Annotated in this window: 24 protein-coding genes; 12 read left to right on the forward strand and 12 right to left on the reverse strand. The window is 63.6% G+C overall.

Annotation, left to right across the window (positions count from 1 at the left end):
• Window positions 1-1,347: a caspase family protein gene (locus BJA_RS20305; protein ID WP_038967535.1), complete on the reverse strand. Its 1,347-nt coding sequence runs from the start codon at window positions 1,345-1,347 to the stop codon at window positions 1-3.
• A gap of 1,215 nt (window positions 1,348-2,562) precedes the next feature.
• Here BJA_RS20305 and BJA_RS20310 point away from each other — a divergent pair.
• The 6 genes from BJA_RS20310 (at window position 2,563) to BJA_RS20335 (ending at window position 6,041) form a co-directional block, all read left to right on the forward strand.
• Complete coding sequence (locus tag BJA_RS20310) at window positions 2,563-3,081, forward strand: toxin-activating lysine-acyltransferase (protein ID WP_011086867.1); 519 nt, start codon at window positions 2,563-2,565, stop codon at window positions 3,079-3,081.
• A 913-nt stretch (window positions 3,082-3,994) separates the two neighbouring features.
• Window positions 3,995-4,453, forward strand: coding sequence for a toxin-activating lysine-acyltransferase (locus BJA_RS20315; protein ID WP_063921450.1), 459 nt, complete (start codon window positions 3,995-3,997; stop codon window positions 4,451-4,453).
• A gap of 19 nt (window positions 4,454-4,472) precedes the next feature.
• Window positions 4,473-4,919, forward strand: coding sequence for a hypothetical protein (locus BJA_RS20320; RefSeq protein ID WP_011086870.1), 447 nt, complete (start codon window positions 4,473-4,475; stop codon window positions 4,917-4,919).
• 9 nt (window positions 4,920-4,928) lie between these two features.
• Window positions 4,929-5,066: a hypothetical protein gene (locus BJA_RS20325; protein WP_157839480.1), complete on the forward strand. Its 138-nt coding sequence runs from the start codon at window positions 4,929-4,931 to the stop codon at window positions 5,064-5,066.
• Window positions 5,067-5,202: 136 nt separating this feature from the next.
• Window positions 5,203-5,448, forward strand: a complete 246-nt coding sequence (locus BJA_RS20330) for a hypothetical protein (protein ID WP_038968062.1) — start codon at window positions 5,203-5,205, stop codon at window positions 5,446-5,448.
• A 203-nt stretch (window positions 5,449-5,651) separates the two neighbouring features.
• Window positions 5,652-6,041, forward strand: coding sequence for a hypothetical protein (locus BJA_RS20335; protein WP_038968061.1), 390 nt, complete (start codon window positions 5,652-5,654; stop codon window positions 6,039-6,041).
• Between the two features lie 240 nt (window positions 6,042-6,281).
• Here BJA_RS20335 and BJA_RS20340 read toward each other — a convergent pair whose 3' ends face one another.
• From BJA_RS20340 to lptF, 11 genes are all read right to left on the reverse strand, one after another.
• Entirely contained in the window at window positions 6,282-6,791 is a 510-nt protein-coding gene (locus tag BJA_RS20340) for a hypothetical protein (protein ID WP_162494085.1), read from the reverse strand.
• A gap of 4 nt (window positions 6,792-6,795) precedes the next feature.
• The gene (locus tag BJA_RS20345) at window positions 6,796-7,017 is read right to left on the reverse strand and encodes a hypothetical protein (RefSeq protein WP_063921453.1); all 222 of its coding nucleotides are present in this window, start codon (window positions 7,015-7,017) and stop codon (window positions 6,796-6,798) included.
• 271 nt (window positions 7,018-7,288) lie between these two features.
• A complete protein-coding gene (locus BJA_RS20350; RefSeq protein WP_171463758.1) occupies window positions 7,289-7,480 on the reverse strand; it encodes a hypothetical protein in 192 nt (63 codons plus the stop codon).
• A 208-nt stretch (window positions 7,481-7,688) separates the two neighbouring features.
• Window positions 7,689-7,919 carry a hypothetical protein gene (locus tag BJA_RS20355; RefSeq protein ID WP_038968058.1) on the reverse strand — a complete coding sequence of 77 codons (231 nt, stop codon included), beginning with the start codon at window positions 7,917-7,919 and terminating at the stop codon, window positions 7,689-7,691.
• A 74-nt stretch (window positions 7,920-7,993) separates the two neighbouring features.
• Window positions 7,994-9,052: an alcohol dehydrogenase gene (locus tag BJA_RS20360; RefSeq protein WP_011086875.1), complete on the reverse strand. Its 1,059-nt coding sequence runs from the start codon at window positions 9,050-9,052 to the stop codon at window positions 7,994-7,996.
• A gap of 24 nt (window positions 9,053-9,076) precedes the next feature.
• Window positions 9,077-9,931 (reverse strand): 16S rRNA (adenine(1518)-N(6)/adenine(1519)-N(6))-dimethyltransferase RsmA, encoded by an 855-nt coding sequence (gene rsmA / locus BJA_RS20365; protein ID WP_011086876.1) that lies wholly within the window; start codon window positions 9,929-9,931, stop codon window positions 9,077-9,079.
• Window positions 9,931-10,968, reverse strand: a complete 1,038-nt coding sequence (gene pdxA, locus BJA_RS20370) for a 4-hydroxythreonine-4-phosphate dehydrogenase PdxA (RefSeq protein ID WP_011086877.1) — start codon at window positions 10,966-10,968, stop codon at window positions 9,931-9,933. The genes rsmA and pdxA overlap by 1 nt, the downstream gene beginning before the upstream one ends.
• On the reverse strand, window positions 10,968-11,894 hold the full coding sequence (locus BJA_RS20375; RefSeq protein WP_028171094.1) for a SurA N-terminal domain-containing protein: 927 nt from the start codon (window positions 11,892-11,894) through the stop codon (window positions 10,968-10,970). Before BJA_RS20375 ends, pdxA begins: the two co-directional genes overlap by 1 nt.
• A gap of 68 nt (window positions 11,895-11,962) precedes the next feature.
• On the reverse strand, window positions 11,963-14,449 hold the full coding sequence (locus BJA_RS20380) for an LPS-assembly protein LptD (protein WP_063921454.1): 2,487 nt from the start codon (window positions 14,447-14,449) through the stop codon (window positions 11,963-11,965).
• Window positions 14,449-15,546: an LPS export ABC transporter permease LptG gene (gene lptG, locus BJA_RS20385; RefSeq protein WP_038966780.1), complete on the reverse strand. Its 1,098-nt coding sequence runs from the start codon at window positions 15,544-15,546 to the stop codon at window positions 14,449-14,451. Before lptG ends, BJA_RS20380 begins: the two co-directional genes overlap by 1 nt.
• Window positions 15,543-16,712, reverse strand: a complete 1,170-nt coding sequence (gene lptF, locus BJA_RS20390) for an LPS export ABC transporter permease LptF (protein WP_011086881.1) — start codon at window positions 16,710-16,712, stop codon at window positions 15,543-15,545. The genes lptG and lptF overlap by 4 nt, the downstream gene beginning before the upstream one ends.
• 337 nt (window positions 16,713-17,049) lie before the next feature.
• Between lptF and BJA_RS20395 the strand changes: the two genes are divergently transcribed.
• The 6 genes from BJA_RS20395 to BJA_RS20420 all read left to right on the forward strand — a co-directional run bounded on the left by BJA_RS20395 (window position 17,050) and on the right by BJA_RS20420 (window position 24,451).
• Complete coding sequence (locus tag BJA_RS20395; RefSeq protein WP_028171097.1) at window positions 17,050-18,549, forward strand: leucyl aminopeptidase; 1,500 nt, start codon at window positions 17,050-17,052, stop codon at window positions 18,547-18,549.
• A gap of 6 nt (window positions 18,550-18,555) precedes the next feature.
• Complete coding sequence (locus tag BJA_RS20400) at window positions 18,556-19,008, forward strand: DNA polymerase III subunit chi (RefSeq protein ID WP_011086883.1); 453 nt, start codon at window positions 18,556-18,558, stop codon at window positions 19,006-19,008.
• A 166-nt stretch (window positions 19,009-19,174) separates the two neighbouring features.
• Window positions 19,175-19,666: a hypothetical protein gene (locus tag BJA_RS20405; protein WP_171463844.1), complete on the forward strand. Its 492-nt coding sequence runs from the start codon at window positions 19,175-19,177 to the stop codon at window positions 19,664-19,666.
• Window positions 19,667-19,956: 290 nt separating this feature from the next.
• On the forward strand, window positions 19,957-21,069 hold the full coding sequence (locus tag BJA_RS20410; RefSeq protein ID WP_038966785.1) for an efflux RND transporter periplasmic adaptor subunit: 1,113 nt from the start codon (window positions 19,957-19,959) through the stop codon (window positions 21,067-21,069).
• Window positions 21,069-24,143 carry an efflux RND transporter permease subunit gene (locus tag BJA_RS20415; RefSeq protein ID WP_011086886.1) on the forward strand — a complete coding sequence of 1,025 codons (3,075 nt, stop codon included), beginning with the start codon at window positions 21,069-21,071 and terminating at the stop codon, window positions 24,141-24,143. The genes BJA_RS20410 and BJA_RS20415 overlap by 1 nt, the downstream gene beginning before the upstream one ends.
• Window positions 24,140-24,451: a DUF3240 family protein gene (locus tag BJA_RS20420; RefSeq protein WP_011086887.1), complete on the forward strand. Its 312-nt coding sequence runs from the start codon at window positions 24,140-24,142 to the stop codon at window positions 24,449-24,451. The genes BJA_RS20415 and BJA_RS20420 overlap by 4 nt, the downstream gene beginning before the upstream one ends.
• Window positions 24,452-24,540: the final 89 nt, after the last annotated feature.

Consider the following 24,540-nt stretch of genomic DNA (forward strand, 5'->3'; position numbering starts at 1 on the left):
TCAGCGGCCGGAGCCGTCGGCGCAGACGGATCCGATAATGCGGCAAGCCTTGCCAGCCTTGCCGCATTCGTCAAGCGCAGCATCCCTGGCGCGCTGGACGCCCTCGCGCTGGACCAGCGACCAGGATTTGTCGGAGATCGCGAAGGCGCCGCAGCCCTTGCCATAGAAGGAAAGCTCGATCGGACATTTGGCGCCGGCGCAGTTGCCGCGCGCATCCGCGACCGCCGCGCGCCGCGAGGCGTGGTTCCACGACATGCCCCATTTGCTGCCGTCGGGGCCGTAAACGATCGAGCCCCATGGCTTCAGATCGTCCATCTTGCGCATCCGCAGCAGCAGGCCTTCGGTCGCCTCTCCGGTCGGCGCCATGGATATCCGCTGCTGAAGCTTCGTGATGGAGCGAGTAAGGCCGTCGGGCGTGTCAGGATCGAAATTGAGCTCGTAGAGCCGTTCGCTGAGTTCGCTGAGCAATGCGGCATCGCGTAGGGGGACGCGGTCAGGATCGGCGCGCAGGCGATCCGCCGGCAGCGGATCGGGCTGCACCGCCGCGACCTGCGGCGGAGCCGTCTGCGTCGGCGGCACGAAATAGAAGGTGCCGTCGATCGGCGAGGACGAGACCCAGGGCTGCTGCGCGCCCGACGTGGCGCGCTTCACCGCGAGGCCGACCTGGTTGAAGGTCTGGAATACGTCGAGACCTGCGGTCCGGATCGTCGCAGCCAGCGCCTTGGTGTAGGGGCTATGGCCGTCGCTGCCGTCCTGGGCGACGTTGCCGGGTTGCGTCGCGTAGGAGATCAGCGTGCCCTCGGGTGCGCGCATTTGCGCGAGGCCGCCGTCGGAGGAACGCAAGCCGCGCGAGCCGAACGGGTTGTTGCGGCAGGCGTCGAGGATGACGAGGTTGAGCCGCGTGCCGGAGCCCTGCATCTGGCGCAGCACGAGATTGACGTCGGTCATCTGGAAGTCGACGTCGGCCTCGCGCGTCGGATTGGCCCCGACCGGCACGAGATAGTTGGAGCCGGCGACCTGGACACCGTGGCCGGCATAGTAGAACAGCGCGACGTCGGCGCCTTGCGCCTGCCGGCCGAAGCTCCGCACCGCGATGTCCATCGCGCCCTTGTCGAGATCGAGCTGGGCGCGGCCGCCGACTAGTGTGAAGCCGAGCGTGCTGAGCGTCTCCGCCATCAGGCTGGCGTCCTTGGACGGGTTGTCGAGCGGCGTGATGTTCTTGTAGGCGGAGTTGCCGACGACGAGCGCGATGCGCTTATCGGCGGATGCAGGCGTTGCCGCGGCGACGAGCAGCGCTGTGGCGAGTGCCGCCAGCCCCACAACGCGATTGAAAATCCTCGCGCGCATAAAAATTCCCCAAAGCAATGGCGCCAATGTACCAGCTAGGTGCGCGGGCGAAAAGCGGTGCGACATTCTGTGCGGCCACGGGCCCGTCCGCATCGTGCCGGGAAAGAGGCGCGGCTGTGCGTTCCCGCGGCAGGTCTTGCCCGAGCCTTGCTTCCGTTCGCCGCCCGATGGAGGCCAAAGGGCGCAGGGAAGGCCGGGCGCCGGCGGCACCCGCACGTCCGTGCGCGATAGAAGTGCACACGGTTTGGACCACAGGTGATGCCGGTCGCCCGGCCTTCCCTGCGCGGATGGTTTTAACGGTGTCCTTCGTGCTCTCCCCGGGGAGCGATGCACTATTGCCCCCGTCGCCCTGCCGATCACTGATACGCGCGCCCGGTCGGGCCGCCACATCACCGCAGGACTTGACGCACAGACCCCGGGAGTCAGGACCACACGACTTCTCCGTCCGCGGACGGCTTTGCCGGATCGTCAGGGGCTGGCGCGTGCTCACCCAAGACGACCGACGAAGCCGCTGTAACTGCGCCGTGTCGTACCGCGTCGCGTGGATGGCTCACGGTTGCCCGCCCTGTCATCACACGGACCGCGCCGACGCTGCCGCGTCCACCGCCACTCGGCCCGCATGTCGTGACGGTCGCGAACGCCCCTTTGGCAGGGCCGAGGTGAGGGGGTGTATGCCATAAATCCGAAATTCGGAAAAGTGAAATATTTTTGCGTGAGGGGATTGACGGGGTGTTTTGCCCGACGGGTCTCGGGTGTTGCCGCGCGCGGCGCGAGGGCTTAGGGCTGGGCTCTCAGCCACACCGTCATTGCGAGGAGCCCTTGCGACGAAGCAATCCAGACTATCTCTGCGGACGCATTCTGGATTGCTTCGCTGCGCTCGCAATGACGGGTGGCAGGCAGCATCGTGATGCGGCAAGCCGCGACGTCGTCGATGACACCGGCGTGACCAAATCCACACGCTCCACGTGCGTTCAAGCCCGCCATCAATTTTTTGCTTGATGTTTCCAGATTGTTCCGATTAGCTTCTCGCGCAAGGGTTGGGAATGACGGACTATCCATAGATCGGAGCATCAGCGCGGCGAACTCTACCGCCGATGCTCATAAACATCCCACAACGACAGGACTGATCAGCGCGCCTCTCCTGCGAACGGGCCGTGCTGTGCATGAGGTGACGCGCGCTCTACTATTCGGCTGGTCTCACAGGAGGAGGAGCCGATGCCGGCGCGTGGAGGCAAGCGAATGACGAAAACCGGAGCCGCGATGCGGGTTGAGGAGCCGGCGTTGAATGCAGCGGGGCAGGCGAGCAAAGGTCTTGGCGGCGCTTCGGCCGGCGGGCCGCACGCCAACGGCGCGCAAGCCGCCAACCAGTCGGACGCCTCCGCTGCCGGCACGCAAGCGGCCCCGCCGCCCAAGACCGTGTCGCAGGTGCTCGGCGAAATCACCTGGCTGATGACGCAGAGCCCGCGCCACAAGGCGATCCCGCTCGGCGATCTCGAATGGCTGGTGATGCTGGCGATCCTGCTCCAGCAGTTCCGTATTTTCTACAAGGGCGAGCAGCCAGTCGGCGTCGCGTTCTGGGCGCTGGCGGATGAGATCGTCGCGAAGCGGATCGATGCGGGGGATGTGCGGTTAAGCCCCGCGGAGTGGAAGAGTGGGACGAGCAGGCGGATCATTGATGTGGTTGCGCCGTTTGGGGGTGAGGCGGAGATGCGGGGGCAAGTCAGTGCTGGATAGCTCCGCATTCCAGTCGATGCGGGCTTAACGGGGCTCGTTCCTATGACCCCTTATGGCCGTGCTCTCGCGTCTTGGAGTTTATCTGTAGCCTCGTTGGTTCTCTTCGAGGGCACAATTGCCAGTGTGCTCGCTCTCGAGGCCAACCATCTGACTACACGGCCTCTGATTGCGGAGCGCCCGTCCGCGTCGCCCCGAACGCTCCCCTCCCAACGGCGAACGACGACAGATGGCGTACTCCGGTTAGATGAACCTGTTACTGTCAGGCTGCGCTCCACAATGCTGCAAGTGCCTGCGGCATATCTATCACCATGGCCGCATGCAGAGGTGAGACATCGTGTCAACGATGTGCGGAGCCTGAGGTTCGAATTTTGGATGCCCGATGGACGTTATCTTGAGGTCAATCCAATTTCGAACGCGAGTTTCCGGCCAAAAGAGCCTGGACGAGCGGAGCCCTCACAGGATGCGTTCGTTGTTAGGGTTTGGGACGTGTTACCAAGTGTAAAAAATGAGTCTAGATACGTCTCGCCTGACCAGGCATTTCAAAATCAGGTCCGCAATAGGTATCCACCAAACTCTCCGTTTTCGTTTCGTGAAGAGGCGTTCGGGCTAGTCAGGTTCTGGCCAGCGGACGACGCGAATTCAGATTATTCGATCAGTTACCGGAATAAGGACGGCGCCGACCCACAGTTATTGCTGGACTGTGTTGGTCCTGGTCGCTTCAGAGTTTTCCTGGCCTGTTCCGCGCGAGTGTATCTCGTTTCCGAGGACTTGGCATTTTCTGTCGTGTTTCCAAAGGAGCAAGTGCAGCGTTGGCGTGAGATCGTAACGACGGCGCGAGATCTCTACAATTCGTGGAAGTCCCAACCTCGGGATGTAAAATAACTTCTCTGCCTGCAAGTGCTTGGAGTTGGCTATGACCAATCAACTAGATCTCACGGCCCAACAGATTGCAACACTCAATCAAATTAAGGCCAATGGCACTACAAACTTTCCGGCTGGGTATAAGTATATTTCCGAATTGATCGAAGATAGGTCGAGCGTTGATTCCTACACGAAAGTTTTCTTTTCGGGGGCCGCGGAGGTGCCGGCGATCCTGCTTCAGCAGTTCCGCATCTTCTACAAGGGCGAGCAGCCGGTCGGCGTCGCGTTCTGGGCGCTGGCGGACGAGATCGTCGCGAAGCGGATCGATGCGGGGGATGTGCGGTTGACGCCGGCAGATGGAAGGGTGGGGCGAGCGTCAAGATTATGGACGCTGTTGCGCCGTTTGGCGGCGAGGCGGAAATGCGCGCGCAACTCAACTCATTGCCCTTTGCTAAGAACGCGCGATGGGTGGGTGCTCCGGCTACTAGCTGGGCCGTGCAGAACATCGTAGGCCCGGTGTTGGGTTTGGCATGAAGCGCATTGTGAAGATTGTTCTGGCAGCCGTCTGCGGTATCGCCACCGCCGCTATTGGGACGGGTGGGCTCTACCTCTTCTCCGGTTATCGTGCGTACCGTAATGCTGAAATCACCACCACCCTAATTCGTGAAGGTAAGTATGACCCGGCGGAACACTTCAGTTTTGATCGAGCTTGTGTTTTTCCGCCGGAGTCGGCGTTAGCTGATACGTGGTTTTCGCAGCGGGGCTATCGGCAGCTGGATCCAATACTTCCCGATACCTACACAAATTGGACACTGATACTAGTGGACGATCAGAGAAAAACGTTCCGCACTTTGTATGCTCTCGAGCCCAAGGTGCGATTTGGTGGCAACGTCGTTTGCAATCCAAGACTTGTTCTTCGAACCAGGTCCTCTCAGGAGGGCCTTGTCGCCTACATCGACGATGCTAGCGCACATTAGGAATTTGCTGTGAGTAATCCGCTTTCCGATCCAGTCAAATACTACGATCTTGAGAAGCTGAAGGTAGCTAGCGTGGCGCTTGCCGACGGCAACGGCTTGCATGGATACGATCCGACGCTTCTCGATTCAAAAAGGAAAACCCCTTGAGCTTGGGGGGAACAAGCGGATTATCGATGTGGTCCCGCCAGGCGGAGATGAAAAACAATATACTAAGTGCTTCGCCTCTTGAGGCTAGCTTGTAGTGTCGAAAGCTCGAGGTGCTTCAATGGTGCGAGCGATTTTCATGACGGAAGAACAAATTGCAGAGCTTGTTGAGAAAGCCCGACTCGATGGAGAATTATGGGCAGTACTCAAGGATCGTGAACTTAATCAATTTAGCGATGATGGATCGGCCAAGCTGCCCTCAATCGCGATGGCGGTTGGCGATTTCGTGGTGGGTTTGTATGGGGCGGAACATGGCTATGAGATCGGATCATTGATCATCGCGCTTCGCTTCCACATACGGCAAGAACTTGGCTTGCCGGTCTGAAGCAGGTCGACTGAAAGGCCATTTATGTCCGAACTGATCTATAACAGCGGCTTGGTCCGCCCAAGTTACGGCGGTCAACTGCCTGCAGACTCTGCGACTCTGGTTTCTTTGGCAAAGGCAGATCAGCTAAATTTGCTCCTCCAAACCGGACGTGGGGGCGAGGGAGAGATGCGGAAGCAGATAAGTGGCCGAACGGTGTGACCATGAAGAGTCTTGCGATCGTTCGCTTTCTCCGGGCGTTCCTAGTTGCCTTGGTGGTGCTGGTCGCTTGGAATGTATCGGCTGAAGCACAACAACTTTCTCTTAGAGCCAAGGAAGCAAGTCTCACAAGCACGATCGATAATCATCAAGCGCTAAAGATCCGTCTCAATGAACATTCGAAGGCGGACTATGCAGAATTTACCGCGCGACACGTCGGTCGGCGAATTGAATTCAGCGTTCAGGGGCGTCCCTTGATGACTGCTCGCATGATGACCTCGGTTCTAAGTGGCGAGGTTCAAGTGTTGGTAGATCAGAAGGCCGTTGCGGATCAACTAGCCGCCAGCCTAGCCGCGGGAAAAACGACTCTGGACGTGCGAGTTCTTGGCGAATGAGGCCGATGGAAAGGCGAATGAACCGATGGAGCCGTTAGCCTGGCTTCAAGATCGACTCGCCGATTTGATTGCGTCGACCTAGATGGCTATTTTTTGCATGAAGCGAACGGTCAAATACATCGCCATAATCGCCGCAGTCGTAGTCACGGCAGCTGCCATCTGGAGGGGCCTGGATTTTGCGGCGCGGCTCCCTCCGGGCGCATATACGGATCAATATCCTAATCTGACCAAGCGGCCCATTCAGGCCGTCAGCGCGGGTCCCGGCACATACGATCTATTCTCCGTGTACGGTGATGTGTCCGCAGTTTGCATTAGTTTTGCGGGATAGATCCGAGGCAATTGGCCGCCAATTTGCTCAATAAGAATCTGGTTGAGCTTAGAGGAGGGCAACCCTTTTTCACCGTGGAAGGAGTTGCCACTCTCATCGTCTTCGATGAAAGAGGAGGATTCCAGATTGAAGAAATCGAACAAGATGTTCTGTTGTTTTCTGCGGATGGGCCAATACAGAACAACACATGCGTGAATCGCCCGCATGTGGCCCGAATTCTGGTCGAGCCGGCCCTGCGGGGGAGAGCCTCGCAAAACTGACAGCAAAAATTGACCTAAGGTAGGCGTTGCATGGCAATGCGCGATTTGGCGAATTTTGTTCTGGCCCGATGGATTCCGGGCCTGCCTGCTGCGCGCGCATCCCGGAATGACGGAGCGGGAGGTGGCTTCCTGGCGAGAGCCGGCGAAGGAGCGAAATTGCAAAAGCCTATTTCCAGACGCGCGCCAATTTCAGCGCCAGCAGCCCCAGCACGGTGCTCACAAGTCCCTCCATCACGTAGGATTGCGCGAACACACCGGTCTGAACAAAGACCTGCGCCGCGATAGCGAAGCAGACGGCGGCGAGCAGCAGGCAGGCGCAGCCGACGATGATCGACAGATAGCGTATCGCGGCTGCGACTGGCCTTGCGGATGATGCGGGATCGTTCATGCGGAATGACAACGGCGCAGCCGACGGCGGGTTCCTCTGCCGCGCGCGAGCATCAGTCGCGTGCGCAGCAATCGACGAGCGCGCGCCAGATGCGCTGGATCTCGACCGTCCTTTGAAGCTCGAGGACATGGTTCTCGCTCGTTGGGGAGGATGTCGTCTCAGGGCGGGGTTCGCGCGGCGCGATCCAGCGTTCGGATATGGGATCGTACCATCTGCCGAGACTGACCACGTTCGTTTCTCCTCGTTTCAAATCCCCCAATTGTCCGGTCGCTTATCCCTTGCGCCTGTTGCTTGTGTTCTGGGTGAGATTGCCGTGCGCCGCCTGCTCGCGAATATTCTGCTTCTCGTCGTCGCGGTGGCCCTTGGTGGTGTCGACCGGGACCGACGGCGCGCTGCCGGTGCCCTTGTGGCTCTGGTTTTCTTCAGGAACAGGTTGCACTGTCTGCGTCAGCGGCCTTGTCATCAGCTCTGACTCCGTCGTTGCCTTCACGAGAGACAAACGCGCCCGAGGCGCGCGACGTTCCAATATCAGGCCGAAGTGATCGGCTGGCGATCGGCATGATGGTGTGGCGAAGCGGGAGCTTCCTGTCTTCATCGAGGGGGCAGGCATTGGCTTCGATGGCGGCGGCGCATTTGCCGGAACGGGCCCCGAGGGCATCGCCCGCCGCCCGTCACCCGAAGCGGGCTTCCTGCGACGGCCGGCGCTTCGCCGCGTGGGCACGCCAGGTATCGATCGCTCTGTTCGCGAGCATCAACTGCCGGCGTTCACCGGTCCTGAGCTGGGCTTCGATGGCGTCGAGAAGGACATTCGCGGTCTCGTCCGGAGGGCCGAGCTCTCCGCTCTGCTCCAGGAAGCCCCAGGCGATGAAGAACGCGCTCTCGACGGTGCAGCGAATGGACATACTCTGCCAACGCGGCGTGGCCGCAGCCGTTCCGCGCGGCGGGCGAAACTTGCGTCCGGCCGCCGCGGGCGGTGTCAGTTCTTCAGCACGATGCGGCCGACGACCTTGCCGGCGCGCAATTCGTCGATCCATTTCTGGACGTCGCCCATCGGCTCCTCGCGCATCGGCGTCGGCTTGATCTTGCCGGCGCGGGCGAGTGCCATCAGCTCCTTGGCCTCCGCAAGCGTGCCGACCATGAAGCCTTCGATGGTCATGCGCTTGTAGACCCATTGCACCATGGGCAGCGTGAACTGGCCGCCCATCAGGCCGGAGACCACGATCTTGCCGCCGCGCGCGGCGACCGCGACCGCAAACGCCATCGACTTCTCGTTGCCGGCGAAATCGACGATCTCGTCAAAGCCGCCTTCGGTCTCCTTGAGGATGCGCTTGATCACGTCGGGCTCGGCCGGATCGTAGGCGTTGGCTGCGCCGTTCTTCAGTGCGGTGTCGCGCGCGGCCGGCGAGAGATCGGCGACCGTGATCGGCTGCTTGAACGTCGCCTGCGCGAACGACAGGCCCATCATGCCGACGCCGCCGAGGCCGATCAGCAGCAGGTTGCGCTGGCGCGGACGGTCGACCAGGCGCTTGAGCGCGCCGTAGGCGGTGACGCCGGAGCACATCAGCGTCGCGGCCTGGTTGACGGGCAGGGGATCGTAGTCGAGCAGATATTTCGCGTCGGGCACAAGCACGTGGGTGGCGAAACCGCCGTCGATGGAGACGCCGAGGAAGCGCTGCTTGACGCAGAGGTTCTCGTCGCCATTGGCGCAGTCGCGGCACTGGCCGCAGCCGATCCACGGAAACACCGCCTTCTTGCTGCCGACGAGGCCGCCCGGAACGTCGGGGCCGACTTCATCGACGACGCCGGCAATCTCGTGGCCGAGCGTGAAGGGCAGCGTCATGCCGCGCGTGGTGTCGAGCTTCTTGCCGCCGCCGAGATCGGCATAGCCGTCCTGGATGTGCAGATCCGAATGGCAGAGGCCGCAGCGCTCGATGCGCACCAGCACCTCGGCGCCTTTCGGCTTTGGCGTGTCGACGATGGTCTCGCACAAGGGCGCATCGAACTTGACCAGCGACTGCCGACGCATCAACGCCATTTTCTTTCCTCCGGAATTTCTGTCTTAGCCTTCGCTGCGTATATCCGCCAATTCACGCGCCATGGCAACAAAGCCGGATATCGGAATGGTCTCGGCGCGCCGCGTCGCATCGACGCCGGCGGCCTGCGCAAGCCGCGCCGGATCGACGCCGAGCGATTTCAGGCTTTGCCGCAGCATCTTGCGGCGCTGGCCGAACGCGGCCGCCGCGACCTGCTCGAGCATTTTTCGATCGCATGGCAGGGGCTCGGCGCGCGGCACCAGGCGTACGACGGAGGAGGTGACCTTCGGCGGCGGCACGAAGGCGGACGGCGCGATGTCGAACAGGATCTTCGTCTCGCAGCGCCAGTTAGCGAGCACGCCGAGGCGGCCATAGGCTTCCTCGTCCTCGCGCGCCACGATGCGCTCGCCGACCTCGCGCTGGAACATCAGGACCATCATGTCGTACCAGGGCGGCCATGGTTCGGTGGTGAGCCAGTTGATCAGAAGCTGGGTCGCGATGTTGTAGGGCAGGTTGGCGACGATCTTTGCGCTTTCGCCATTGAGCAGCGGACGCGGGTCGAAGGTCATGGCATCGCCGTGGACGATCTCAAGCCGGCCGGGATAGCGCGCGGAAATATCTTGCAGGGCGGGGATCGCGCGCTCGTCATGCTCGATGGCGACGACGCGCCTAGCGCCGAGCGCAAGCAGGGCGCGGGTTAGTCCTCCCGGGCCCGGGCCGATCTCGACGATGGTGGAGTTGTCCAGTGGCGCCGCCGCGCGCGCGATGCGCGCGGTGAGGTTGAGATCGAGCAGGAAATTCTGGCCGAGCGATTTGCGGGCCGACAGCGCGTGCTGGCGAATGACCTCGCGCAGTGGCGGGAGGTCGTCGATCGCGCTCATCAGGTCTTGGCAGCCGCCATGCGGCTGGCGAGCTCAAGCGCTGCGATCAGGCTCGCCGGATTGGCTTTGCCGGTGCCGGCGATGTCGAAGGCGGTGCCGTGATCGGGCGAGGTACGGATGAAGGGCAGGCCGAGCGTGACGTTGACGGCGTCGTCGAAGGCGACCGTCTTGATCGGGATCAGCGCCTGGTCGTGATACATGCAGACCGCGCAGTCATAGCTGCTGCGCGCGGCCTCGTGGAACATGGTGTCGGCGGGCAGCGGCCCCCTGGCGTCGATGCCGTCGTTGCGCAATGTCTTGAGCGCAGGCGCGATGATGGTCTGCTCCTCGTGGCCGAGCGAGCCGTCCTCGCCGGCGTGCGGATTGAGTCCGGAGACCGCGATACGCGGCCGCGCGATGCCGAAGCGGGATTTCAGTTCGGTCGCGACGATGCGCACGGTCGAGACGATCAATTCGCTCGTGAGCTGGGACAGCGCATCGCGCAAGGAGACGTGGATGGTCACGGGCACCACGGCGAGCCGCGGCGACCACAGCATCATCACCGGCTGCGGCACGCGGCCGTCCTTTGCGGCGAGCTCGGCGAGGAATTCGGTGTGGCCGGGATGGCGGAAGCCCGCGCGGTAGAGCACGCTCTTGGCGATCGGATTGGTGACGACGGCGCCGGCGCGGCCGGCCCGGACATCGGCCACCGCCTGGCGGATCGAGGCGAGCGCAGCCGGCGCGCTCGAGGCGTCGGGCTGGCCGGGTTCGGCCGTGGCGCGCTCGCCGGTCGCAACCACCGGCAGGGCTTCGGTGAAGGCGGCCGCGGCTTCGTGTGCGCTCACGGAGGCGATCCGGATCTCGGCGCCGAGCGCCTTACCCAGGGTCTTGTCCAGTGTCTTGGCGCGCCGCGCGATCAGCGCCTCGTCGCCGAGCAGGTAGAAGGCGGGCAGGTTCAGCTCGCGGCGCCGGAGCCAGCCTGCGATCGTGATGTCGGGGCCGATGCCGGCAGGCTCTCCCAGGGTCAGGGCGAGGGGCTTTGCTGCGTGGTTGGCCATCAGCGGTTGCGATATTCGATCATCGCCGCCTTGCGGAGCTCGTCGAGATAGGCCTTCTGGGTCTTCTCGTACTTCTCCTGATACATCTTCTCGCGGACCTCGCGCTTCTTCGGCGTGTCGATCATGGTCGGCTTGCGCGAGCAGAGCACCACCATCTCGATGCCCGCCTTGGTCACCTCCGGCGCGGTCAGATGGCCGATCGGCGTGTCGTCGAGCACCTTGCGCAGCGCCTCGGGCAGCTCCGCGGTCGTCTTGGTGACGCTCTCGCGGATGGTGGCGTTCGGCGTCGAGCGGAACAGCGAATTGGCCTCCTCGCAGCTCGCAACGCGCGAGCGATATTGTTCGGCTTCCTTCATCCGCGTTTCCTGAAAGGCCGGAGACGAGCCGCGCGGCACGATCAGCACGATCGGCTGCATCTTGTATTCGGTGCCCTCGATCTGCAGCTTGTCGCCGGCCTGGGCCTGCACCGCCTGCGCGACGTCGCGCTCGCCGACCATCAGCTTCTCCTTGAAGCGGCCGCGCACGAGGCTGGTCCAGACCATCTCGGACTTCATGCGGGCCTTCAACGTCTCCGGGCGGACGCCCTTGACCTCGAGCGACTTGGTCAGCTGATCCGTCGTGATGCGCATGCGCTGCGCCATGCCCTCGAAGGACTGGTTGATGTCGGAGACGCCGGGATCGACGCCGTACTTCTTGCCTTCCTTCAGCTTCACCCTGTCGTCGATCAGCTCGTTGATGACCTCCTGCCGGCTCGGGGTCTTCTGCGTCGTCAGCAGGTCGAGCTTGGAGCGCTGGTCGATGTCGAAATCGGTGATCGGATCGCCGTTGACCATGACGACGATGTTCTGCGCGCGCGACGGCGTGCCGGCCAGAAACAGGGCGGCGAGGACGAGGAGGAGGCGGAACAGAGGCAAGGCAGTCGTCATGGATCTCGCTCGCATGTCAGCCGCGGTGAACCTGCGATTGGGGCAACGTGGTCGGCACTTCAAACCGTTTACTGGAGGCCGCCGGTACTGCTGGTCGTCGACGAGGTCGCCAGCGTACGCAGCCCGAACGTGAACATGTACGCATGGCTCAGCACTGGCGGCGTAGTGCCCGCCGAATAGCTATACGAAGTTACATAGTTCGCCGCCAGCACGAAGCAATCGTCGACATAGCCGGCGCCGAGCACATACTGGTTGATCTTGTTGGCCTCGAGGTCCCAGCGCGCCGAGCCCGACACCACCCAGTTGGTCGCGACCTTGAGCGAGCCCGAGGTCAGGATGCCCTCGCGGCGCGTCAGATAGCCGAGTTCCGGCTGTGCCGCGTAGTTGCCGTACATCACGCTGATCGACCAGCGATCGAAGTTGGCGCGGCCTTCCGCCTCGAAACGCTGGACGTTCCAGGTCTGCTCGTCCATGCGGGAGCGGACGCTGAACGTGTAGGTGCGGTTGGGCGAGTAGGCGATGCTCGCCACGTAGTCGGAGCGAGGCTTGTCGAGACCGGAATCCACGCCCGTGTTGATGGAGTCCTGGACCGCGTAGGAGTTCATGCCGAACAGCTGGTAGGACTGGCCGAACAGCGTCTTGACGGCGCCGCCCCTGTCGAACTGCGTGGTGGCCTGCACGCCGACATTGGCGCGGCCGCCGCCCTCGACGCGGTCGTAACCGGAGAACTTGTCGACGCTGAACAGGTTCGATGTGTCGAACACCATACTCTGCGCGTCCTCGTTCGGCAGCTTGCCGGCATAGGTCTCGTTCGGGCGGATGATGATCTGCGCGATCGGCTCGATGGTGGTCGAGCCCCAGGGCTGAACGTTGATGAAGGGATAGCGGTATTCGAGGCCGACGGTCGGCATCAGGCGGATCGCCTGGGTGTCGCCGACCGGCAGGTAGTTCGACACGCCCGGCTGGTTCGAGACCGAGGAGTTGATCGCATCGGCACGGAGGCTGGCGAACGGCGTCCAGATCTGGCCGAGCGGGTCGGTGAAGGATTTGCGCCACTGCGCTTCCGCCGTCAGGCGGGTATAGGTGCCGGGGAAGCCGCGCAGCAGGCACTGCGACGGCGTGCGCGCGAGCGGATCGGCCGACGCCGTCGTGCACAGGCTGTTGGTGTTGGCGAGCGTCGTGATCGGATCGAACACGGCGGTGTCACGCGACAGGTTCACGAAGTTGGTCTTGTAGCTGAACTCGCCGCCGAACACCGGATAGTTGAGCACGTTCGAGTAGTCGATCACGGGGTAGACGATCGGCACCTGGTTCTGGTTGCCCGAGAAGCTCAGCCAGTACATCGTGCGCGCGTCGAAGAAGCTGCGATTGCCGACGCCGGTCAGATAAAGCTGCGAGATCGCATCGGTCGGCAGGTTCAGGAACGATCCGAGCGGGTCCCTGTAGGCGGCGAGGCGATAGTCCGAGAAGAAATAGTAGTCGGACATCAGGACACCGTCCCAACCCCAGACCCATTTGTCGTTCAGCGCGAACTGACCCTTGGTGTCGATAGCGCCGCGGAACTGGCGGTCTCCGGGCTGCCCGGCAAAGGCTCCGGGATCGAGCTGGTAGATGCCGTAGGCGCGGATCTGATAGGCGCCGTCGATCAAGCGCTGACGGAATTCGCCTTGCAGCAGCGCGCCCTGTCGCGACATGAAGCGCGGGGTGAAGGTTGCGTCCATGTCGGGCGCGATCGCCCAATAATAGGGAACTTCGGCGCCGAAGCCGGTGTTCGTCGTGCCGGGGAAGTAGCCGGGCATCAGGAAGCCGGATTTGCGCTTCACGGTCGGGTCGGGCGTCGAGAAATAGGGCATGTAGGCGATCGGCACGCCGAAGAATTCGAGCTGCGCCGTCTCGAAGTACAGCATCTTCTCCTGCTGGTCGTGGATGATGCGCGCACCCTTGACCTGCCACAGCGGTGGCTTCTTCGGATCGTCCTTGCACGGCGCGCAGGCCGTGTAGACGCCGTTGTCGAACACCGTGTAGTTGCCGCTGGACCGGTCGGCACGGGTCGCGGCCATGCGGGTCTGGTCGGCGGTGTCCACGCGCAGCGAATCGACGAAACCGTCGCGGTAATCGTCCGAGAGATCCATGATCTCGGCATAGGTGATCTTGCCGTCGGCATCCGTCATGCGGATGTTGCCTTCGGCATGGAGCCGCTTGGTCTTCTGGTCGTAGATGACCTTGTCGGCCTCGACGCTGGTGCCGTTGTAGAACAGCTGGACGTTACCGACCGCGGAGACGCGCGAATTGTTGTAGTCGTAGTCGACCTCGGTCGCCTGAACCAGCATCTGGTTGTCGTTGGCGGCCTTCGGCGGCTTCGGACGCGGCGGCAGCGGATTATAGGTGAACTGGGCCGAGGCCGGCGCCACGGTGGCAATGTCGATCAGCCCGCCGAGCGAGACGGCAGCGATGACGGCGAGCAGAAGCCTGCGCACGGACAAGCCGCGCCCGTTCGCGCGCATCACAGTGCGGCGCGTCAAACGAGACACGGGCCCTCGATGGACGGCAGTCACTAACCGTCCTCCTGGTACAACAAGGCCAAAAAGCCGGTGAGGCCGCCCACCACCACGGGCAACCACGCCGCAGCGATCGGATGCATCAACTCAGCCTTGCTCAAGTCTTCAGTCACTTTCGACAGAACGTAGAGCAGAAACCCTGCGCCCACGCCACTCAAAACCATCTTTTGCACGCCGCCCATCCGGAAGAAACGCAACGACACCGAGGCCGCGAGCATCACCATGGCGGCGAGCAAAAACGGCTGCGCCAACAGCTTGTGATACTGGAGTCGATAGCCGGCTGTCGCGAAGCCTGAGCTTTCGGAGGAGCGGATGTAGCTCGGTAGTTGCCAAAAGGACACAGTCTCGGGTGTGGAAAAGCTGTTGCGGACCTGGGCCTCGGTCAACGTCGTCGGAATCGCCAGAACGGCCTGCTCGATCGGCGGCCCGTCGAGCGAGAAGCGGCGGACGTTCCTGAATATCCACTGGCCGACTTCGAGCTCCGCCTCGCGCGCCTCGACGCGTTCCTTGAAGTGCTGCTCTGTGTCAAACCGGAACAGCGTGAGCCCCGTGAGCCGGACGCCCTGCTGCTCGCTGCGCGCCGCATTGATGATCGTCTGGCCGTCGTTGGTCACCTGGTTGAGCCAGAAGCCGGAGGCGTCCTGGATGCCGCCGCCGGGCGCCGAGCCGAACAGCTCGGCCTCCATGCGCTTGGAGAGCTCGCGCAGATTGGCCGACATCGGATTGTAGGCGACGGTGGCGATCACCCCGATCAGGAGCGCGCTGCCGAGCGCCGGCGAGATGAACTGCCAGGCCGAGACGCCGGCGGCGCGCGCGACCACGAGCTCGAGCCTTCGCGAGAGCGCGAGATAGCAGGTCATGGCGCCGATCAGCATGCAGAACGGCGTCAGTTTCTCCAGGAGCTGCGGCACCCGGAACAGCGAGGTCTCGGCCACCATGATCGCCGAGGCGGACGCAAGGCCGGAGGTCTTGCGCACCATCTCGATGTAATCGACCAGCACCAGCAGCAGGAAGATGCTGGCGAACACGCCGAGCGCCGCGACCACGAAGCGGCCGGCGAAATAGCGCCCGAGTGTATTGGTGAGCATGCTCATGCGGTGGCCGGCCGTCCGAACAACCGTGCGATGCGCGCGTTCGACCTGTTGATGGCCTCCATGAGGCGGGGCGGCGGCTCGACCACGATGCCGCCGACGATCATCCACATCCCGACGCCGATGGCGCCCAACACCATCGCGTATTGGACCAGCACCGCGGCGGGCGACTTCACCGCCATCACCGAGCAGGCGAAGCCGGCCATGCGCAGGCCGAACACTGCGACGATGGACGAGCCGATCGAGAAATTGCGACTCTGGCGGGTGGTGCGAGGCGCACCGAGGAAGGCGAAGGTCAGCACGGCAAAGGCGAACGGATAGATCGGCGCCAACAGGCTGTCGTGCAAGGCCGAGCGGAACTGACCGGGAATCTGCTTGTAGACGGGATCATCCTCGGACGGCGAGAACAGCTCCCAGAGATAGCGCTCGCGGATGCCGAGGGTGACGTCGCGGCCCTGGCCGGAGAATTTCGACATGTCGAAGCCGTAACGGCCGAACGCCACCAGCGCGGGATCGCGCTTGCCGACCTCGAAACGCTGCAGATTTCCCGTTTCCAGCACCAGGAACGATCCGGTGTCGTTCTTCATGACCTCGCCATGCTCGGCGACGATCGAGACGCGCTCGTTGGGATCGCGGCGGTCGTCGATGAAGATGCCGGCGAGGATGCCGCCCGGCAGGCGCTCGCGGATCCGGATCGTCAGGTTCTTGTCGAGCTGGGCGAAGCGGCCGGGCTGGAGGATGTTGGTGAGCACGTCGGCGGTGATCTCGGCGTCCCACTGCTTGATCCGCCGCATGCCGTCGGGCGCAAGATAGGCCGCGATGAAGGCGACCAGCAGGGCCACCACGCAGGTGGCGTAGAAGAACGGATAGAACAGCCGGAACGGCGAGAAGCCGGCGGCATTCATCACGATGATCTCGGAATCGGTCGCGAGCTTGTTCAGGGTGTGCGAGATCGCGATCATCAGCGCGATCGGCGAGATGATCAGGACCAGCGCGGGCACGACGAGGCTGGTGATGCCGAGGAAGGTGAGGATGGTCTGACCCTGGCTCGTCATCAGGTCGATGCCGCGCAACGCCTGCGTAATCCAGATCACGCCGGTGAGGCTGACCAGGACCAGCGCAAACGACGCCAGCGTCGTGCGGAAGATATACCTATCGATTGACCCCATGCGCTACCGCACGAATCCCACCAAGTCCCCAATGTCGGCCGGAGTTCTGGCCGTCCAACCAATCCCCGGAAGGGGATCCCCAAGGTCGGACAAACAGCTCTTACGCCGGCTTACTCTCTCACTACCATCCCTTTGATCCGTCAACAAAATGGCTGCCCCGTGGCACCCTCAACATATGGTTAATATTTCCCTCTTGTGGCCTGGCGGCCACGGGTGGTCTTGGCATCTGCCCGGCCGGTGGCCCATAGTGCGGAAAGTCCAGTGAATCGCCGTTCAGCGCCGGCCCGTGGCCGGACCCGTCGAGCGGCAAAAGCCCCATGTTTTGGAGGAGTTACCCATGTCCGATGCCATCAAGGTCGGCTTCGTCCCGTTGTCTGCTGCCGCCCGTGGCATCCTGGTCGTGTTCTGCGACGACGGTTTGAAGCTGGGCCCGGCGACCGCCAAGGCGCTCGGCGGCGCTACCGAACTTGTGAAGCGGGCGGCCTCGGCCGCCGCTTTCAAAGGTAAAAGCGGCGCCGCGTTGGACATCCTGGCGCCGGAGGGGGTGAAGGCCACCCGCCTGATCGTGATCGGGGCCGGCAAGGCGACGGGCCTGAAAGCGAACGACTTTCTCAAATTCGGCGGCGTGGCGGCGGGCAAGCTCTCCGCCACTGCCGCCGCCATGACCATCATGGCGGAACTGCCTGACGGCGCCATGACGAGCGAGCAGGCGGTTGCGATCGCCGCGGGGCTCCGGCTGCGCGCCTACAAGTTCGACCGCTACAAGACCAAGAAGAAGGACGGCGAGGAGGGCGGCTCACGCGCCGATATCTCGCTTGCGGTGGGCGATGTCGCCGCGGCCAAGAAGGCGTTTGCCTCGGCCGGCCATGTCGTCGACGGCGTGATCATCGCGCGCGACCTCGTCAACGAGCCGCCGAATGTGCTTTTCCCCGAGGAATTCGCGCGCCGCGCAAGCCTGCTCCGCAAGCTCGGCGTCAAGGTCGAGGTGCTCGACGTCAAGGCGATGGACAAGCTCGGCATGGGCGCGCTGCTCGGCGTCGGCCAGGGCTCGACGCGGCCGAGCCGCACCGTGATCATGCGCTGGGACGGCGGCAAGAAGGGCGAGGCCCCGGTCGCCTTCGTCGGCAAGGGCGTCTGCTTCGACACCGGCGGCATCTCCATCAAGCCGGCCGGCAGCATGGAGGACATGAAGGGCGACATGGGCGGGGCTGCCTGCGTCGTCGGGCTGATGCACGCGCTTGCGGCGCGCAAGGCCAAGGCCAACGTGGTCGGCGCCATCGGCCTCGTCGAGAACATGCCCGACGGCAATGCGCAGCGACCGGGCGACATCGTCACCTCGATGTCGGGCCAGACCATCGAGATCATCAACACCGACGCCGAAGGCCGCCTCGTGCTGGCCGACGTGCTCTGGTACGTGGCCAAGAAGACGAAGCCGAAATTCATGGTGGACCTGGCGACGCTGACCGGCGCGATCGTGGTCGCGCTCGGCACCGAGCATGCCGGCATGTTCTCCAACAATGACGAGCTCGCCGACCGGCTGCTGACGGCCGGCATCGAGAGCGGCGAGAAGGTCTGGCGCCTGCCGCTCGGCCCCGAATACGACAAGCTGATCGATTCGCAGTTCGCCGACATGAAGAACACCGGCGGCCGCCACGGCGGCTCGATCACCGCGGCGCAGTTCCTGCAGCGCTTCGTCGACGGCACGCCCTGGGCGCATCTCGACATCGCCGGCACCGCCATGGGCGCGCCGAAGACCGACATCAACCAGAGCTGGGGAAGCGGCTATGGCGTCCGCCTCCTGGATCGCCTAGTGGCGGACCACTACGAGCGCAAATGATCCAAAATGACTGAAGTGCTGTTCTACCATCTGCAAAACATGACGGTGGAGAACGTGTTGCCGCCGCTTCTCGAGAAATCGCTCGAGCGCGGCTGGCGCGTCGTGGTGCAGTCGACCTCGGAGGAACGCGCCGATGCGCTCGATGCGCATCTGTGGACCTATCGCGACGATTCCTTCCTGCCGCACGCGACATGGCGCGTGAACGATGCCGCCGATCAGCCGATCGTGCTGGCGATCGAGGAGGACAATCCCAACGGCGCCCATGTCCGCTTTCTGGTCGACAACGCAGCGCTGCCGCAGGATGCGCAGGGCTATGAGCGCATGGTGCTGCTGTTCAACGGCGACGATCCGGACGCGCTGGCGCTCGCCCGCAGTGCCTGGACGGATTGCAAGGCGCGGGGATTTGATGTCACCTATTGGCAGGCCGACGAACGGGGTCGGTGGCAGCGGCGGAATTAGCGGTCGATCGCAATTAATGATAATTTGCACTTTACGGGTGATGCTGGCTTCGGCCACCTTCGTGCCGCAAAGTGATGTTGGGACAATCGTTTAGGGCTGGTCCTTCACGCGGGGAATTTAGTTTATCGTGCGACATCAAAAGCTTCCCGGCTCGCTCATAGTTGCGTTGGCTGCCGTAGCACCGCTGGTCGCGGGCTGCTCGGGCGGGACCGATCTGCTGTCCAAGGATGCCCAGTGGTTCAACACGCCCAGCCGCCTGTTCATCAGGAACATCTCGATCGAATCGCCGCCGCTGACTCCCGAAAAGCCGGTCGGGGCTGAGGATCTGGTCAGCGCCGACGGCGCCTGTCCCGGCATGGCGGCGCCTCCCGGACCTGCCGATGCCAATGCATCGACGACCGCGCCGGCGGCCGCCGGCGGCACAGTCGCGCTCGGCCATACCGAATGCGACGTGGTGCGCGGCATCGGCGCGCCCTCGAACGTGAACCTCTCCAATGATGCCGTCGGCAGGCGCGTTGCCGTTGTCACATGGACGACCGGTCCGCGCGCGGGCATCTACACGTTCACGGCCGGACGCCTGTCCTCGATCGAGGGCACGCCGGAGGCGCCTGTCTTGCCGAAGGCGACCAAGCCCAAGGCGAAGAAGAAGTCGGCGTAAGCGCAAGCCCGCGTCCCGGCGCAACGCTACGAGCTGGTCGTCGATCCGAACGCGGCCAGGGCGATCGACCTCGACATACGGTCCTTGCCGCTGGTTCGCGCGGATCGCGCAATTGAAGAGCGCGCGCCGCGCGCGACCAAAACAACAACATCGTCCGCGACAGCCAGCTCGAATACCCGATTTGCCGCAATGGGCTGCCGTTGACGTAGGTCAACACCTTCAATCGCATCCGGCCTAGAAAGACCCGGCAACGGTCTTCGAAGCTGGTATTGATGCGATCTTTCCATCAGATGGAACGTCTTCTACGCAGGGCGTGCCGCGTCGTTGTTGCGCTCTCGCTCGTCGGGTGCCCCGGCATCGCTGCGGCCGACGACGACATGAAACTGACGCCCACGCAGATCGAAAGCCTCGGCATTCGTGTCGTGCATCCGGTTTCGAGCAGAACCGACCAGACACTGCCTTATCCGGCGCAGATCGTCGTTCCGACGCCTCAATTGTGGGTGGTGAGCACACCCGTTGCCGGCATGGTCACCAATCTGGCCGTCGCGCGCGGGGATCGCGTGAGCGCCGGCCAGCCGCTTCTTACGTTGGAGAGCCAGGGTTTCGTGTCACTCCAGCGGGACTATCTTCACGCCGTCGCGCAGGAGGCTCTTGCGAACCAGCAGCTCAGGCGGAACGCCGATCTCTTCGAGGGCAAGGCCGTCCCACAACGCGTTCTCGAGGCGAGCCAGACCGAGGCGCGCCAGGCCACCATCGCGGTCGCGGAGCGCCGGCAGATGCTCCGGTTGGCGGGGCTCTCCGATGATGCGATCTCCCGGTTGGCGAGCGACGCGGCAATCAGCGGGACGCTGACCGTCAATGCGCCGCAGACGGGATCCGTGGTCGAGATCGCGGTCTCGCCGGGGCAGCGGCTGGAGCAGTCCGCGCCGCTGGTCAAGCTTGCCCGGCTTTCGCCGTTGTGGGCCGAAATCGCCATTCCAGGGGCCAACATCCGCGCAATCCGCACCGGTGCGCGGGTCGAGGTCGAAGGTTACGTAACGCCCGGTCGCGTCGTTCTGATTTCCGAGACGACCGATGCGGCGACGCAAACCATCCTGGTGCGGGCCGAAGTGCCGAACAGCGGCCAATTGCACCCGGGCCAGACGGCGTCCGTCCGTCTCAGCTTCCTCTCCGAGGGCGAGAGCGCCTGGGAGATTCCCTATAGCGGTCTCGTCCGTCGTGGCGAGCAGAGCTGGATATTCAAAGCCATCGAGGGCGGCTTCCGGCTGGTATCGGTCACGCTGCTCGCAGAGGACCAGGATCACGTCGTGATATCCGGCCCGATCAGCGACAAGGACGAGGTTGCGATCGCGGGCATCTCGGCGCTTCGGGGCATTCTCTCGCGGCTCGGAGCCGGCCAATAATGCTCCAGCGTCTGGTCGCCTTTGCGCTCTCGCAGCGGCTGTTCGTCCTGCTCGCCGTCTTGCTGCTGATCGGCGCGGGCGCAACGTTCCTCCCCAGCCTGCCGATCGACGCGTTCCCCGACGTTTCACCAGTCCAGGTGAAAATCATCATGAAGGCACCGGGCCTGACGCCGGAGGAGGTCGAGCAGCGCATCACCGTCCCGATCGAGCTCGAACTGCTGGGCCTGCCGAACAAGAAGATCCTTCGCTCGACCACTAAATACGCGCTCGCCGACGTCACGATCGATTTCGAGGACGGCACGGATATCTACTGGGCGCGCAACCAGGTCTCCGAGCGGTTGTCGAACATCGCTCGTGACCTTCCCGAGGGGGTGAGTGGCGGGCTTGCGCCGATCACCAGTCCGCTCGGCGAGATGTTCATGTTTACCATCGACAGCTCCGAGCTGTCGCTGGCGGAACGGCGAACCCTGCTCGACTGGGTGATCCGACCGGCGCTGCGCACGGTTCCCGGGGTTGCCGACGTGAATGCCCTCGGCGGCTACGTGCGGGCGTTCGAGATCGTCCCGCTCAACGATGCGCTCGCCGCGCGCGGCATTTCGTCGGAGCTGTTTCGCCGCGCCGTCGAAACCAACAGCCGCAACGACGGCGCGGGGCGCGTCAACCAGGGCGAGGACAGTGCCCTGGTGCGGATTGAAGGCAGCATCCGCACGATCGACGACATCAAGGCCATTGTCGTGGACACCCGCGACGGGGTCCCGATACGCGTGAACGACGTTGCGCGCGTCAAGGTCGGGGCCCTGACACGCTATGGGGCGGTGACGGAGAACGGCCAGGGCGAAACGGTTGAAGGGCTGGTGCTGGGCTTGCGCGGAGCCAATGCCGGCCAACTCGTGCGTGACGTCCGCGCAAAGCTCGAGGAGCTGAAGCCCGCGCTGCCCCAGAGCGTATCCCTCAACGTGTTCTATGACCGAAGCCGCCTCGTCGGTCGCGCCGTCGGCACGGTGGTGCGGGCGCTCGGCGAGGCGACCGTGCTGGTGGTCGTCCTGTTGTTGCTGTTCCTGGGCAATTGGCGCGCATCGTTGGTGATCGCCCTCAGCCTGCCGCTCGCGATCGTCATTGCGCTCCTGGCCATGCGTGCGGTTGGAATGTCCGCCAATCTGATGAGCCTCGGCGGGCTTGCGATCGCGATCGGCATGCTGATCGATGCGCTGGTGGTGGTGGTCGAGAACATCGTCGGAAATCTCGGCAACCACGAGCCGGGCAGGGGCCTTCCGCTGATCCACGTCATCTTCCGGTCGGTCTGCGAGGTGCTGCAACCTGTCGCTTCCGGCGTGCTGATCATCATGATCGTGTTCGTGCCGCTGCTCACCTTGCAGGGGCTCGAGGGCAAGCTCTTCATCCCCGTTGCGCTCGCAATCATCTTTGCGCTCGCCGGCTCGCTGTTGCTGGCGCTCACCGTGATCCCGGTCGCGACCTCGTTCCTGCTCAAATCGGCAGGGCACGGCGAGCCGCTGCTGATCCGCCTCGCGCAGCGCGTCTACGCACCCGCGCTGGACTGGTCGCTGCGAAACGAGCGAAAGGTCATTGCTGCAGCTCTCCTGGCGCTGGTCGCGGCAGGGTACGCCTATTCGCAACTCGGCAAGACCTTCATGCCGACCATGGACGAGGGCGACGTCATCGTCAGCGTCGAGACGTTGCCGTCGGTCAATCTGGACGAATCCCTCGCGATCAACGCGAGGATCCAGTCGGCGCTCTTGAAGGTTCCGGACGTCACCGGGATCATCGCGCGAACCGGTTCCGACGAGCTCGGGCTCGATCCCATGGGACCGAACCAGACTGACACGTTTCTCGTGCTCAAGCCTGTTGAAGAGAGAGCCGCCCCGGACAGGGCGGAGCTCTTGAAGGCGCTGCGCAACGTGCTCGCCGACTTTCCGGGCATCTCGCTCAGCTTCACCCAACCCATCGACATGCGGGTGCAGGAGATGATCAGCGGCGTGCGTGGCGATGTCGCTGTGAAGGTCTTCGGTAGCGACGTCGGCCGGCTCAACGAGATTGCGACGAAACTGTCCGAGATCCTCACCAGCATCGAGGGTGCGGAAGACGTCTACACGACGCTCAACGAGGGTGCGCAATACTACACGGTCGTCGTGAACCGGATGGAGGCCGGCCGTCTCGGTCTGACGGTGGACACCATTGCCAATGCGCTGCGGACTCAGATCGAGGGGCGGACGATCGGCACCGCGCTCGAGGAGGGCCGTCGCACGCCCATTCTGGTCCGGGGAAGCGAGACGACGCGGGAGGCGCCCACATTGCTCGCGAGCCTGCCACTCACGCTCGCCTCCGGGCAGCACGTCGCGCTGTCCCAGGTCGCGCGCATCCAGCGCGTCGACGGCCCGGTGAAGATCGACCGCGAGGACGGCAACCGGATGAGCGTCGTTCGCGCCAATGTGCGCGGCCGCGACATGGTCGGCTTCGTCGAGGCGGCCCAACGGAAGGTCGCCGCCGACCTTTCGCTGCCGAAGGGCTATCGGCTCACCTGGGGCGGACAGTTCGAAAACCAGCAACGCGCTGCCGCGCGCCTTTCGATTGTCGTGCCCGTCGCCATCGGTCTCATCTTCGTGTTGCTGTTCACGACCTTCGCTTCCGTCCGGCAGGCCTTGCTCGTGCTCGTGAACATCCCGTTCGCGCTGATCGGAGGCGTGTTTGCCCTCGTCTCGACCGGCGAATATCTGTCGGTTCCGGCCTCTGTCGGATTCATCGCCCTGCTCGGAATCGCGGTCCTGAACGGCGTCGTGCTGGTTTCGTATTTCAATCAGTTGAGGGCGCATGGCGTCGGCGAGGACCAGATCGTGGTCGACGGTGCCAGGCGGCGGCTCCGCCCGGTGCTGATGACCGCCAGCATCACCGCATTGGGCCTGATCCCGCTCTTGTTCGCTTCCGGTCCGGGATCGGAGATCCAGCGGCCGCTGGCGATCGTGGTGATCGGAGGATTGCTGTCGTCCACGCTGCTTACGCTCATCCTGCTCCCCATCCTCTATCGCCGGTTCGGCGGCACTGTGAAGGAGTCAAAATGACCAGCGAATATGTGTGCCTGTCGTTGATCCTGGCGCGAAAGCTGCGCGAGGAGCTGCTCGACTTTCTCAGCGAGCAGCCGGGCCAGACGTCCGGCTTCACGGTCTCCGATGCCGCGGGACACGGCTCAGGCGTGCAGTTGCCGACGGCCGCCGAACGCGTAAAGGGCCACGCCGATCAGGTGCATGTCCAGATCGTTCTGCCAGGAGCGGACGCCAGGCGCCTGGTCGATCAGCTCCGTCATTCGTTCGCGGGCTGCAATCTCGTATATTGGATTGCTCCGGTGGCCGAGTTCGGAACCATCGCGTAGTCCGGAGCAACCTCTACCCCGCCGCTTCATCAAACTGCGTGCTGGCTCCGAGCCATTGCTCTTCCGCGCGCCTTCGACAGCTGCCCGGC

Source organism: Bradyrhizobium diazoefficiens USDA 110, assembly GCF_000011365.1.
In the GTDB taxonomy this organism is placed as follows: Bacteria; Pseudomonadota; Alphaproteobacteria; order Rhizobiales; family Xanthobacteraceae; genus Bradyrhizobium; species Bradyrhizobium diazoefficiens.